General features: G+C 54.4%; 12 protein-coding genes. 7 read left to right on the forward strand and 5 right to left on the reverse strand.

Going from position 1 to position 11,928, the window contains the following annotated elements:
* Nucleotides 1–210: 210 nt before the first annotated feature.
* From GOX21_RS21795 to GOX21_RS19905, 3 genes are read right to left on the reverse strand one after another with little or no spacing between them, the layout of a single operon-like run.
* A complete protein-coding gene (locus GOX21_RS21795; RefSeq protein ID WP_368040047.1) occupies nt 211–888 on the reverse strand; it encodes a GntR family transcriptional regulator in 678 nt (225 codons plus the stop codon).
* The gene (locus tag GOX21_RS19900; protein WP_170379588.1) at nt 885–1,916 is read right to left on the reverse strand and encodes a Gfo/Idh/MocA family protein; all 1,032 of its coding nucleotides are present in this window, start codon (nt 1,914–1,916) and stop codon (nt 885–887) included. The genes GOX21_RS21795 and GOX21_RS19900 overlap by 4 nt, the downstream gene beginning before the upstream one ends.
* Nucleotides 1,913–3,001, reverse strand: a complete 1,089-nt coding sequence (locus GOX21_RS19905; protein WP_170379590.1) for an isocitrate/isopropylmalate dehydrogenase family protein — start codon at nt 2,999–3,001, stop codon at nt 1,913–1,915. Before GOX21_RS19905 ends, GOX21_RS19900 begins: the two co-directional genes overlap by 4 nt.
* 135 nt (nt 3,002–3,136) lie before the next feature.
* On the opposite strand from GOX21_RS19905, the gene GOX21_RS19910 reads away from it, so the two are divergent.
* The 7 genes from GOX21_RS19910 to otnC are packed head-to-tail and all read left to right on the forward strand — an operon-like array spanning nt 3,137 to nt 9,460.
* Nucleotides 3,137–4,144 carry a Bug family tripartite tricarboxylate transporter substrate binding protein gene (locus GOX21_RS19910; RefSeq protein WP_170361964.1) on the forward strand — a complete coding sequence of 336 codons (1,008 nt, stop codon included), beginning with the start codon at nt 3,137–3,139 and terminating at the stop codon, nt 4,142–4,144.
* A 57-nt stretch (nt 4,145–4,201) separates the two neighbouring features.
* Nucleotides 4,202–4,951, forward strand: coding sequence for a hypothetical protein (locus GOX21_RS19915; RefSeq protein WP_170379592.1), 750 nt, complete (start codon nt 4,202–4,204; stop codon nt 4,949–4,951).
* A 4-nt stretch (nt 4,952–4,955) separates the two neighbouring features.
* A complete protein-coding gene (locus GOX21_RS19920) occupies nt 4,956–6,467 on the forward strand; it encodes a tripartite tricarboxylate transporter permease (RefSeq protein WP_170379594.1) in 1,512 nt (503 codons plus the stop codon).
* On the forward strand, nt 6,467–6,754 hold the full coding sequence (locus tag GOX21_RS19925; RefSeq protein ID WP_170379596.1) for a putative quinol monooxygenase: 288 nt from the start codon (nt 6,467–6,469) through the stop codon (nt 6,752–6,754). Before GOX21_RS19920 ends, GOX21_RS19925 begins: the two co-directional genes overlap by 1 nt.
* Entirely contained in the window at nt 6,751–7,548 is a 798-nt protein-coding gene (locus tag GOX21_RS19930; RefSeq protein ID WP_170379598.1) for an N-acyl homoserine lactonase family protein, read from the forward strand. Before GOX21_RS19925 ends, GOX21_RS19930 begins: the two co-directional genes overlap by 4 nt.
* Nucleotides 7,545–8,822: a 3-oxo-tetronate kinase gene (gene otnK, locus GOX21_RS19935; protein WP_170379600.1), complete on the forward strand. Its 1,278-nt coding sequence runs from the start codon at nt 7,545–7,547 to the stop codon at nt 8,820–8,822. The genes GOX21_RS19930 and otnK overlap by 4 nt, the downstream gene beginning before the upstream one ends.
* Complete coding sequence (gene otnC / locus GOX21_RS19940) at nt 8,819–9,460, forward strand: 3-oxo-tetronate 4-phosphate decarboxylase (protein ID WP_170379601.1); 642 nt, start codon at nt 8,819–8,821, stop codon at nt 9,458–9,460. Before otnK ends, otnC begins: the two co-directional genes overlap by 4 nt.
* A 250-nt stretch (nt 9,461–9,710) precedes the next feature.
* On the opposite strand, the gene GOX21_RS19945 is transcribed toward otnC, so the two are convergent.
* Both GOX21_RS19945 and GOX21_RS19950 read right to left on the reverse strand, forming a co-directional pair.
* The gene (locus GOX21_RS19945) at nt 9,711–11,261 is read right to left on the reverse strand and encodes a polyamine aminopropyltransferase (RefSeq protein ID WP_170379603.1); all 1,551 of its coding nucleotides are present in this window, start codon (nt 11,259–11,261) and stop codon (nt 9,711–9,713) included.
* A gap of 77 nt (nt 11,262–11,338) precedes the next feature.
* Entirely contained in the window at nt 11,339–11,926 is a 588-nt protein-coding gene (locus GOX21_RS19950; protein WP_170379605.1) for a hypothetical protein, read from the reverse strand.
* Between the last annotated feature and the right edge of the window lie 2 nt (nt 11,927–11,928).

Genomic DNA, 11,928 nt, shown 5'->3' on the forward strand with positions numbered 1-11,928 from the left:
CCCTCCAATAGTGCGATATCGTACTAATTTAATACGAATTCGTACCACATCAACCCCAAACGATGCAGTGATTGGTTGAGTGATTTGAAAAAAGAAAATCAGAACAGCCGGACGCAACCGTGGACTGCCGTGGGCAAGAAGTATTCGGAGCGCCTTTGTTGTCAAAAATTGGCAGTTATTTTAGTTGATTAACGACCGGACACGAGAAGATCAGAGGCTGTTGAGCCGATGCTTTTCGAGTATCCCGCAAAGCATAGCCTGCGCTTGCAGCCTGTGTTCTCGATGACGTTCGCGGGCGGCATCTGGACGACCTTCACTAATCGCTTGAAAAACAACCCGGTGATCTTCATTGGATTTGACGGGCAGGGGCCTGATGAACAACGTAGTTGCGCGCGCGCGACGCACTTGGTCGCTCATCATGGCGACAATCGCTTCGACCCGTTTGTTGCCGCCCAACCGAACGAGCTCCTGATGAAACAACTCGTCGGCCTCGGCCCAGGCTTCAAGGTCTCCGGCTTCGATGGCTTGGTCCATCTTTGCAATTGATCCAGCAAGTACCGCCAGTTCATCTTCGGAATAACCCGCTTCGGCAGCGCGCTGCGCTGCGAGGCTCTCGAGTTCCGTCAGTATGTCGTAAATTTCACGCATATCATCTGATGAAACAGGTAGTATCCGCACGCCCTTGCGGGGCCGCATTTCCAGCAACCCTTTACTTTCCAACATCAACGCAGCTTCCCGTATCGGGGTGCGGGACATGCCCAGAGTTTCGGCGAGTTCCGACTCCAGATGGTCAGTCCCGGCGGCAAGTTCGCCGGACAGGATCATCTGCCGCAAATCCCTAACAGCGCGTTGCGTATTGGAAAGAGTTTTTGTGTCCTGATCCTTCACGGCGTCTCCAGGTTGATTTTTCGTCCCTCCGCAGCCGAAAGATAAATCTTCTCTTCAATGCGGATCACGTCCAGATAATCTCGGGCCGTGTTTTCCAACGGCGTGCCTCTTAGAAGGCCTGAAACGACGTGACTTTGCAAGGCGTGGACGCAGTCGCCTCCAAACCCATCGTGATCGCTTGGAGGTAGAATCTGCTGCCGCTCCTGTTTTCCAAAAACGCGGAGTTCTACTGAACCGTCGCCGTTAAGAACCAGTGATCCTTCCGTTCCTTCGACGAGAGCTTCGCCCATGGTCTGACGCAGGTTTTCGGCGCTGTGGTCAAGGCACCTGTTCCCATCGAACAGAGCTTTCAAACCGTTGGGGTGGTCAAACAGGATGTAACCAGCATCCTCGCCCGCGATAACGGGGTTAACTTGGCGCAAGTCCGCATAAACTGCGCTGGGCGCATCGAATAAAAATCGGAATGTGTCTACCCAGTGAACCGCTGTTTCATGAACGAGGAAACGTGGCATATCCTGAAAGTACGGCTGCCGGTCTAGGTAGGCGCTTGGTCCCTGTCCGTCACCGGGTCGAAGTCGGAAAGTCGCTTGTAGAGGTGTTCCAATTCGACCCACGGCCATCGCCTCTTTGATTGCGCGATACCAAGGCTGGAAGCGAAAGTTCTCGTGTATTACAATAATGGCACCAACGGCTTCTGCCTCTGAAACAATCTTCTCAGCTTCATCCAGAGACAAGCAAAATGGCTTTTGGCAGATCAGCCACTTGATACCAAACCGCAATGCCGAGCGGATTGCCTCGGCCTGCGCCACAGGCGGAAGGATGATGTCCACGAGATCCGGTTCTTCCGCCTCCAGCATTTTTGACAAATCGTCGTAAGCGGCCAGTCCTGTTTCCTTCGCCTTGTTGATATCACGGTTGCAGGATGCAATCGGAACCGCTCCGGGCATTCGGGACCAGCTTTCGTAGTGGAACCTGCTGAAGTACCCCGCACCCACACACGCGACCCTGATGGCTTGTTGAGTATTCATGCCCGCAATGCTTCCAATACCGATGAGGCAGCGTCCTGCGTTCCGGCGGTGCCACCTAAGTCACGCGTCAGGTTTTGTCCGTTCGCAGTCACCTTTTCCACGGCTTCACGCAATCGTTCGCCGTCATTGGACAGGCCTGGGTGATCACGGGTCAAACCCAACCATTCAAGCATCATTGCTGCGGACAGGATCATCGCAAAAGGGTTGGCAATACCCCGTCCCGCAATGTCCGGAGCGGAACCATGGCAGGGTTGGAATACAGCGTGATTCAACCCGATATCCGCTGACGGAGCCAGTCCAAGACCACCCATGAGACCCGCGCCAAGGTCGGAGAGGATGTCTCCGAACATGTTCTCAGTCACCAATACATCGAATTCCCAAGGCTTTTGAACCATCCATAGAGCGGTGGCATCAACATAGGCATGGTCTGCCTGCAATTCGGGATGGTGTGCAGCTTCTGCATCAAACATCGATCTGAAGAACGCAAAGGCGCGGAACACATTAGCTTTGTCGACACATGTAACTCGACCCCGACCGCGCCCGGTTCTTTTGCGGTTCTGGGCGAGTTTAAACGCGAAACGGAACAGTTTTTCGGACACCTCACGAGTGATCAGCAGAGTTTCACGTGCTTCGTGTTCGGTAACTTCGCCAGTGCCTTGGGTGAAGAACAGTCCTTCTGTGCTCTCACGTATCAAGACAAAGTCGATCTCTTTTCCGGTGGGCAGCGCCAAGGGGGTCATTTGTCCGCTGCTTACCTTTACTGGCCGTACACCGGCGAAAAGTCCCAGTTGCTTTCGCAAATCGATCTGCGGTGAAATCTCGGTTCCGTCAGGGTAGCGAACGTCCGGCAAACCCATTGCAGATAGCAGAATCGCGTCGGCGTTGCGTGCAGTTTCGAGTGACCCAGCCGGAAACGATTCTCCAGTTTTGGCGTAGTGGCCTGCGCCCGCCGGAGCGTCTGTAAACACCAGTTCGTATGAAGGACTGCTGCGCGAAAGCTGGTGCAGTATTTCAAGCGTAGGGGCCATAATTTCCGGGCCGATTCCGTCCCCGTGGAACACTGCCACATCATAATTTTTCTTCATCTTAGCCCGCTTCCTTCCCGTTTCGCATTCATAGCGCGATAGCAGCTTTCACTACAGTCCGTTGACAATGCATTCTTTAATGTATACGCAAATAAATGCAATAATAAACGCAAAGCTGTTTGGGAGGACTTGGAAATGAAACAAAAGCTAGGGCGGTTGGCGGCCGCAGCCGTGATGGCGACCGGGATTGCAGGGGCAGCTGTTGCGCAGGATTATCCCTATCGTGATATCACCACAGCTGTGGTCTGGGGGGCCGGAGGAGGTACGGATACGATCAACCGAATGATCATGGCCGAGATGGAAAAACACCTTCCGGTCTCGATCAATGTGATCAATCAAACAGGTGGTGTCGCAGGCTCCAACGGGATGGTCTATGTCATGAACCAACCAGACGATGGCTATACATTGGTTGGTTTGTCAGAGTCGAACGTCACCGCTGCTGTGCAAGGTGGTTGGGATAAGAAATTTGATTTTTGGTATCCGTTCATTGTTGGCGGATCACCTGATCTGATCTCGGTTCCAGCAGATAGCCCTTACAACACGCTGGAAGAGCTGGTCGACGCCGCAAAAGCTGCTCCTGGGACCATTCCAGCGGCGGCTTCCGGCGCAGGTTCGATCCACCACTTGAACCTTCTGGCCATCGAAAAAGGGTCCAGTGCAGAATTCAAGTTTGTTCCATACAAAGGTTCAGCGCCCGGGCAGGAGGCAGCAATAGCAGGTGAAGTCGCGTTGGTTGTGACTTCTCTAGCTGAACAGGCCCCTTTGATCGAAGGCGGTCAACTTAAACCGCTTGCGATGTTGACACCCGAAGATGCGCAGATTGCAGGGGCAACAGTGCCTTCTGCCTTTGGCATCTATGACGGTCTCGATCAGTATTTACCGCTCAAACAGGCCATCGGGTTTGCAGTTCACAGTTCAGCGGGGGACGACGTAAAGGCCGCGCTTGGTGATGCCTTCGAGCAAGCGATTGCCTCCGACACCGTCGCTGAATGGGCCTCTGCAAACAATTATGATGTCGGTGGTCAACACGGCGAAGAAGCTCAAGAGCTGTTTGCGAACCTCGAGGCTACCTTTGCCTACACCTTGCAAGATCTGGGCGCTGCCACAGTGGATCCAGCCTCGCTGGGTATCGAGAAGCCCTAATCCGATCAATTTTGAAGGGGCGCGCTTGATCGCGCCCTTTCCGATAAGAGGCAGGCAATGGACAAACCTGACGATACACTGATCATGCGGGCGCGCGATTTCTGGGCATCGATTGGTCTGATAGCAATTTCCACCTTTTTCCTTTGGAAGACGTCGGACATCCCGCTATGGGGTGAAAACCGCGCAGGTGTCAGTGGGTCCGACTGGTACAACTCGGCTGCAATTGTACCGCTGTTCATCTTCGGTGGATTGCTTGTTTTGTCGTTCATTTTGTTGGCTATTTCGATCCGCTCTGGCGGTGCCAAATACGCGGCCAGCGCTCTAGGGATCGGATGGGACCAGTCGGAAGCCTATCGAGCTTCAACAATAGGCCTGATCCTTCTTGCATATGTCGTCGGACTGGTTCCCAGAGTGGATTTTATTTTGTGCTCGGGGTTACTGATTACAGCTTTGACTTACGGCTACTACGGAGGTCATGCGCGGCGTGCTTTGTTGGCCTGTGTCGCAGTTGTCGTCGCCGGTTTGTTTGCGTTCGCCGTGTTTCCTGCTCAGGCGGATTGGAATGCACACGGTGATGATTGGTTCACACTGGCCTTGTGGGTCGCGTTAACACTAGTGGTGTTGACCAAAGCGGCTTCCGAACGCGTTTTGCGGTTCGTTCCATTGGTGGCAATACTTGCCCCGCTCATCCTCGTTTGTGCGATGGCATTCGTCTTCCGCCAAAACGTACCTGCGCGCGGTGGGCTGATCTTCAAGCAAATCGAATACCACTACTACGTGACGCTTCGTCCGCTATGGAAAGACTGACCGGATGGACTTTATCCTTTCGCAACTGGCTGGGTTTGGGACCGCATTCGTGGGCCTGGCAGTAGACCCGCTGACCTACCTGTATCTGATCGTATCCGTATTTCTGGGCATCACATTCGGTGCGTTACCCGGACTTACGGCAACGCTCGCGGTGACGATCTTAACGGGTTTTTTCGGCAATAAGATCCCATTGGACTATTCGCTCATTGCCTTGCTCGGTGCCTATGTGGGCGCGATTTACGGCGGCTCTTACCCGTCTATTTTGCTGAACATTCCGGGCACGGCAGCCAGCGCGGCGACGGCCATGGATGGCTACCCTCTGGCCAAAGCGGGTCGAGGGGGCGAAGCGCTAGGGCTGACCACGACGGCCAGTTTCATTGGCACAGTTATCGGAACCATCACGCTTTTGATTTTTGTCTGGGCGCTGCTTTTGGTTTCAAAGAACATCGCAAGCCCAGAGAAAGCACTGCTGGCCCTTTTCGGCATTCTGCTTTCGGGCACTTTGATGAGCGAAGACCTGGTGATTAAGGGATGGATCGCCGGTCTGATCGGGCTTGCGATGTCCATGGTGGGACTTGACCCTCTGTTGTCTGAGCCGCGCTATACCTTCGGCTGGTCTTACCTGATGAGCGGATTTCAGGTCGTGCCAGTTTTGATGGGTGCCTTTGCCATCCCCCAAATTATCGACGGTTTGAGGCACGTTGAGGCTGGGAAAGTTGTAGCCCTAAAGGGCCGAATCCTTCCGAACCTACGCTCCATCCGACGCTACCTGCCCACCATTGGCCGGTCAGGAGTGATTGGGACCGGGGTAGGAGCGCTTCCTGGCGTCGGCGAAGATGTCGCCGGTTGGGTCAGCTACGGTGTCGGTAAGACTGTATCTGCTGAGGGCGATAAGTTTGGAAAAGGGTCATTGGAAGGTCTGCTGTGCTCAGAAACAGCAAATAACGCCTGCATTGGGGGCGCGCTAATCCCACTTTTGGTGTTGGGCATTCCTGGCTCACCACCAGCCGCCGCTTTGATGGGGGCTTTCAAGATCAACAACGTGATCCCCGGCCCGACGATAGACCCCGAGATCATTCTGCGCGTGGCTGCAATCCTGGTGCTGGCCTCCCTGACGATGTTCCTGATGGGGCTTTTCACCGCTCGGGTCTTTATCAAAATACTCGCCATCCCGCAGACCATCTTCTTGCCCGTCGTTATGGTTCTGACAACAATTGGGTCTTTCAGCGTTGGTGGTGGCATCAATGATCTATACCTGATGCTTGGCGTCGGCGCCGTTGCTTACTTTATGAACCTCATGAAGTACCCAATCGCTCCACTGGTTATCGGGGTTATCCTGGGAGGTCTTTTTGATGAAACCTTCCGCCGGTCATTGTTCCTGTCGGATGGGGATCTTTCGGTCTTCTTTTCTCGACCTGGAGCGGCCATTCTGCTGGTGCTCAACATTGGTCTGATCCTCAGCCAGCTGCCCGTTGCAAAGCGCGCTTTCTCACGTCTGAAAGGACTTTCTGTCTGATGTTTGTAGTCACTGTCACTTTCACTCTCAAACCCGGTAAGAGAGACACTTTTTTACCGCTGATGGTCGCAAACGCTTCAACCTCTTTGCGTGACGATGCCGGATGCCAGCAGTTTGACGTTTGCCTCGGCGGCAATCCCGAGACAGTATTTCTCTATGAGGTTTATGATGATAGCGTGGCGTTCTCCGCCCACTTGGAAAGCGCGCATTTCAAATCCTTCGATGCGGCTGTGGCTGATATGATCGCCACGAAGACAGTTCACCAGTACTTCGAGGTCATCCGATGAACGATTGGGAGATTCACGCTGTCAAGTATGCGGATCGCAATGCCCGCACTCGACGCGACAGCTTCATCTTGGATGACAATCACGACGCACCTCACGCGATGGACTATTTCGTTTGGGTATTGAAGCGCGGCAACGAAGTCATACTGGTCGATACCGGCTACGACTCCGATGAGGCCGCCGCGCGTGGTCGTCCCATTGCGATGGACCCACGCGAGGCTCTGCGCCCCTTGGACATCACGCCGGAAGCGGTAACCGAGGTTATCGTGACCCATCTTCATTATGATCACGCGGGGGGGCTGCATATGTTCCCGAACGCGAAGTTGCATATGCAATCGGCGGAGATGGGCTTCGCCACAGGCCCCTGCATGTGCCACGATCATCTGCGCGCACCTTTCACGGCGGTCCATATTTGCGAGGTCGTAAAGCGTCTCTATTCAGGGAAGGTCGTGTTCTACGACGGAGAAGCCGAGATTGCAGATGGGGTAACGGTGCACTGCATCGGTGGGCATTCGCGCGGGTTGCAATGCGTTCGTGTAAGAACGGCAGCCGGGTGGATGGTACTCGCCTCTGATGCCTCGCATTATTACGAGAATTTCATGGCGCGCAAAGCCTTTCCTATCGTCGTCGACCTGCAAGACATGATGGATGGTTTCGAGACACTTGAGAGGTTGGCTTCGCATTCTAGGCTTATCGTGCCCGGCCATGATCCACTTGTGCGTGAGGTTTTTCCCGTGGGCGCGGCACCGCATATCCATAGGCTGGATCCAGGGCCGACGCGGGACATTGAACTATGAAAATCGGTGTCATAGCGGACGATTTTACTGGTGCAAGTGATGTCGCAAACACCTTGGCGAAAGGTGTTGAGCCGGAAGGTGGACTACGAACGGCTCAGTTTCCGGGTATTCCAACTACCCCAGCCGACAAAGAGATCGAAGCGGGTGTGATTTCACTTAAGAGCCGCACCGCACCTATTGAGGAAGCCGTAGCGGACAGCTTGCAAGCTCTGCGGTGGCTTAAGGATCAAGGATGCCAGCAGTTCATTTTTAAATACTGCTCAACATTCGATTCCACTAATGAAGGAAACATCGGCCCGGTCGCGGAAGCGCTTGCCAACGAACTGGACGCGCAGAAGGTGGTTTTCTGTCCGGCCTTTCCCACCACGGGGCGTACCATTTATCACGGCCATCTTTTTGTGTTCGGCAAGCTATTGCACGAGTCAGGGATGGAAAATCACCCTCTTACTCCGATGACGGATGCGAACATCAGGCGTTGGTTGCAGCACCAGGCCAAGGAGGCGGTTGGGTTGGTTCCAGTTGGCACCGTGAAGCAAGGGTCAGAGGCGATTGCTGATGCGTTGCGGATCGCAGACGAACGCTTTGTAATCGGTGATGCGATTTCGGACGAGGATTTGCTGGCCTGGGGCGAGGCACTGATGGATGCCCAGCTGATTACCGGGGGATCCGGGATCGCATTGGGTCTACCCAGAAACTTCGTCAGAAAAGCTTCGTCCAAAAGAGGTGGCATTGTGTTCACAGGTATCTCTGGGCCTGCCGCTATCCTTGCAGGGTCATGTTCAGGTACGACACGCGGGCAGATCGATGTTCATGCGGAATCCAATCCGACGTTCGCCATCGATGTTCCGGGTGTTATGTCCGGGGATGTGACCACGCAAACGCTTCTGGATTTCTTTGAAACGCATTCAGGAGAGTCCCCTCTCGCTTACTCATCAGGAAGCCCGGAAGAGGTGCGAGCGATCCAAAGTCAATTCGGTCAAGAAGCAGTAGTGGACAGGCTGGACAATCTCTTTGCGAAAACAGCACGAGAACTTGTTCAAACGGGTCATAAGCGCCTTGTCGTGGCCGGAGGAGAGACGTCAGGCGCTGTCGCCAAGGCCGTCTCTGAGGCATTGGGTTCACCGGCCATGTCAATTGGGCCAGAGATCGACCCGGGCGTGCCAGTCTTGAGCGTTGGAAAGACTGAACCCATTGCGCTGGCTCTAAAGTCTGGAAACTTCGGCGCTCCGGACTTTTTCGCGAAGGCCCTCAGAATGATGGAGTCCGGTAAATGAGTTCTGAAGAACAGACACTGCGACGGCAGATGTCGGAACTGTGTGCATCGCTGTTTGCGCGTGGTTTTTCCGTCGGCACGGCGGGCAATGTCTCCGCGCGTTTACATGACGGGATCCTCATGACGCCAACGAATTCCACCTTGGGCGATATCGACCCCGAGCGCATCGCCAAGATTAGTTTGGATGGCAACCACGTTTCTGGCGACAAGCCGACCAAAGAGATTTTTCTGCATCAAGCCTTCTATGACACGCGGCCGGAAGCGGGCGCAGTGGTTCATCTGCACTCGACCTGGGCCACTGCTCTGTCGTGTCTGGAAGACACCGATCCCAATGACTGTATTCCGCCGCTTACGCCGTACGTGGTGATGCGCGTCGGCACGGTCAAACTGGTTCCATACATCAAGCCAGGCGACCCGAAATCCGGTTACTTGATCCGCGAACTGGGCGGCAAGCATAGTGCGGTTCTGTTGGCCAATCACGGTCCCGTCGTCTCGGGAAAGGATCTCTTCTCAGCGGTCTGTGCAGCAGAAGAGTTAGAAGAAACAGCCAAGCTACTAGTGGCTTTGCGGGGCCTGCCAACCCGGTTGCTGGATGTAGCTCAAGTCGCAGAACTCAAAGAGACTTTCGGAAGGATTTAATCCGGCACCGAAAAGTGGAGTGCGCAGACTTTTGGGCAAATCGTGCAGAGTTATGAGCAAATATCGCGCAGAAGCATGGTCGAACTTCAAGAATTTTCTTTAATGAAATCAATGGCGGTATTGCAGCGTTAGAAGAGCACCTACAGTCTCTGGGTTAGTTCAGAATCTCTGACGATGCAGACCTTTTTTGACAGTGTCCGCTTGTTAGACCTGATCTGAGTGGTGGACGACATTCAATTGGCGTCCAGGCTCAATAGCCGGACACGTCGCGGGCGTATTCCTGGTAGATGCCGGGGTCAAAGATGGAATTCACTGCAAGCTCGCGTCTGGGCAACATGTCGCTGGGAAACACCTGCGCGGCCAAAAAAACATCAGGCGTTATAAACCTCAGACCCTCGGGCAGATCCCCCAGCGTAGACGCGGGTTCATTGGTCGCAAGGTTGTAACCCCAAACCCCGAAAGAAGGGATCGACATCTGATAGTTGACCACCTGCGGGAACATCTCGGACAGGGTTTCCGATATCGTCCAATAGGTATGGGGGGAAAAGAAAGGTGAGCTGCTTTGTGTCACCAGAACGCCGTTTTGGGACAGAATGCCCTGAACCATGGCGTAGAACTCGACCGAATACAGTTTTGACAGCGCCTCACTATGAGGATCGGGAAAGTCGATGATGATCCGGTCATAGATCTGATCGGTGGATTTGACATAGTTGAAAGCGTCGGTGTTGTGAACGTTTAGTATGGATGCCTCCATGCTGTTGTCATTCAGACGTGCGACGGGGGCCAGACTGCGCCCCAGGTCGGTCATCGCTGGGTCAAGATCGACCAGATCGATACGCTCAACGCTGGGGTGTTTCAGGATTTCACGTACGGCCAGACCGTCGCCACCGCCAAGCACCAGAACCGACTTTGGGGTGCTATCCCCCCAGGACAAGGCGGGGTGGACCAACGCTTCATGATAGCGATATTCGTCGGTTTCAGCGAATTGCAGATGGCCATCAATGTACAGACGCACGTCGTTTTTTTGCCAAGTATTAGTAACGACCAGCGACTGATACTGCGATTGTTTGCGCCAGACGATGCGATCAAAATACAGATGATCCTGCGCAAATGCAGTGATGCGCCCGGCCACCAGGGTCAGGGCGAACAACAAAACTATGGTACCAATGGCACAGGCCAGCATCCGTTTGGGCGCATCCAGTTGGTCGCGCAGACACAGGACGCTGAGCAGGCCAACCATGGCATTGGTCAGACCGATAGCGAAAGAGGATGAAATCAGCCCAAGCGACGGCAGCAACAGAATGGGAAACAGAACCGATCCCCCAAGCGCACCGATATAGTCTAGTGACAGCACATCAGCGATGGATTCTCGCGTTGTACTGCTTTCCGACAATACGCGCATCAGCAGCGGTATTTCCAACCCGACCAGAAATCCGATGGCCGAGATGAAGGTGAACATACCCACCGTGTAAAACCAGGGCGCGTAAGGAAAAAGCATGAACAGCGACACGCTGCACAGACCACCGATCAGCGCCAGGATCAGCTCAACCCAGATGAAGATCTGGATCAGGTTGCCGTGGAAAAAACGGGACACATAGGACCCCACGCCCATGGCAAACATGAAAAACCCGATCGTAAGTGAGAACTGATAGACCGAGTTTCCCAGCAGATAGCTGGACACCGTACCGATGATCAATTCGTAGACAATGCCACAAAGGGCAACAACAAGGATTGCGCCAAGAAGAACCATCGCCTGCCGCCGGGGCAGCGCCGTGTAACGCGGTGTCAGAGTATCAGTCATTTCAAAATCCGAAAACGGGAAGACCCGGCACTGATAACGCGCCGGGTCTGAGTGGGGTTTGGTGTAGTCGCGGCGTCTTATTTACCGGCGCGCAAACCGCCCGAGCGGGCGCTGCGCGGGGCCGAGTAGCTGTTGCGCGGTGTCACTGACCGGTTGTTGAAGCTGGACGCGGTAATGCCGGCCAAGCGTTGGCGGCTGATCAGGTTGCCGATCAGAGCCCCCGCCAGGAATCCCGCCCCCGAGAACCGCAAGCCCGCGGATTGGCCGGTGGTGTCGGTGGCGATCAGGCGGTTGTTGGCCTCGTCAATCTCGATTGTGAAAATCTCACCCTCGCTCGAGTCGCGCGTGCCATTTGCGTTCGGATCGACAAAACCCGAGAATTTGGCGTCAGACAGAACCTCCATGCCCAGCGGTTCGTCATAAAAGCGCGGGTCCGAGTTCATGACCTGAGCCAGATATCCGGTGAACTCATCCACCTGCTCGTCAGATGCTTCGGCGATGCTGTTGGCTTCCAGGTATTCCTGATACTGGTTGATCGCGAATTCGGTCCGGTCCAGAACCTGCCCGAGATCGGCGGTTTGCTCGGACTTCGAGCTAAAAAACATCGAATAGGCCACAAAGCCCACAACGCCAACAATGGCTATCGTTTTAATGTTTCCAAACATAA

Origin of the sequence: Ruegeria atlantica (assembly GCF_013032005.1) — a bacterium.
Lineage (GTDB): Bacteria > Pseudomonadota > Alphaproteobacteria > Rhodobacterales > Rhodobacteraceae > Ruegeria > Ruegeria atlantica_A.

What these genes read in the sequence shown, in the direction of transcription:
- GOX21_RS19930 (WP_170379598.1), top strand. Translation starts at nt 6,751, where the DNA reads ATGAACGATTGGGAGATTCACGCTGTCAAGTATGCGGATCGCAATGCC.
- otnC (WP_170379601.1), top strand. Translation starts at nt 8,819, where the DNA reads ATGAGTTCTGAAGAACAGACACTGCGACGGCAGATGTCGGAACTGTGT.
- GOX21_RS19915 (WP_170379592.1), top strand. Translation starts at nt 4,202, where the DNA reads ATGGACAAACCTGACGATACACTGATCATGCGGGCGCGCGATTTCTGG.
- otnK (WP_170379600.1), top strand. Translation starts at nt 7,545, where the DNA reads ATGAAAATCGGTGTCATAGCGGACGATTTTACTGGTGCAAGTGATGTC.
- GOX21_RS19910 (WP_170361964.1), top strand. Translation starts at nt 3,137, where the DNA reads ATGAAACAAAAGCTAGGGCGGTTGGCGGCCGCAGCCGTGATGGCGACC.
- GOX21_RS19920 (WP_170379594.1), top strand. Translation starts at nt 4,956, where the DNA reads ATGGACTTTATCCTTTCGCAACTGGCTGGGTTTGGGACCGCATTCGTG.
- GOX21_RS19900 (WP_170379588.1), bottom strand. Translation starts at nt 1,916, where the DNA reads ATGAATACTCAACAAGCCATCAGGGTCGCGTGTGTGGGTGCGGGGTAC.
- GOX21_RS19905 (WP_170379590.1), bottom strand. Translation starts at nt 3,001, where the DNA reads ATGAAGAAAAATTATGATGTGGCAGTGTTCCACGGGGACGGAATCGGC.
- GOX21_RS19945 (WP_170379603.1), bottom strand. Translation starts at nt 11,261, where the DNA reads ATGACTGATACTCTGACACCGCGTTACACGGCGCTGCCCCGGCGGCAG.
- GOX21_RS19950 (WP_170379605.1), bottom strand. Translation starts at nt 11,926, where the DNA reads ATGTTTGGAAACATTAAAACGATAGCCATTGTTGGCGTTGTGGGCTTT.
- GOX21_RS19925 (WP_170379596.1), top strand. Translation starts at nt 6,467, where the DNA reads ATGTTTGTAGTCACTGTCACTTTCACTCTCAAACCCGGTAAGAGAGAC.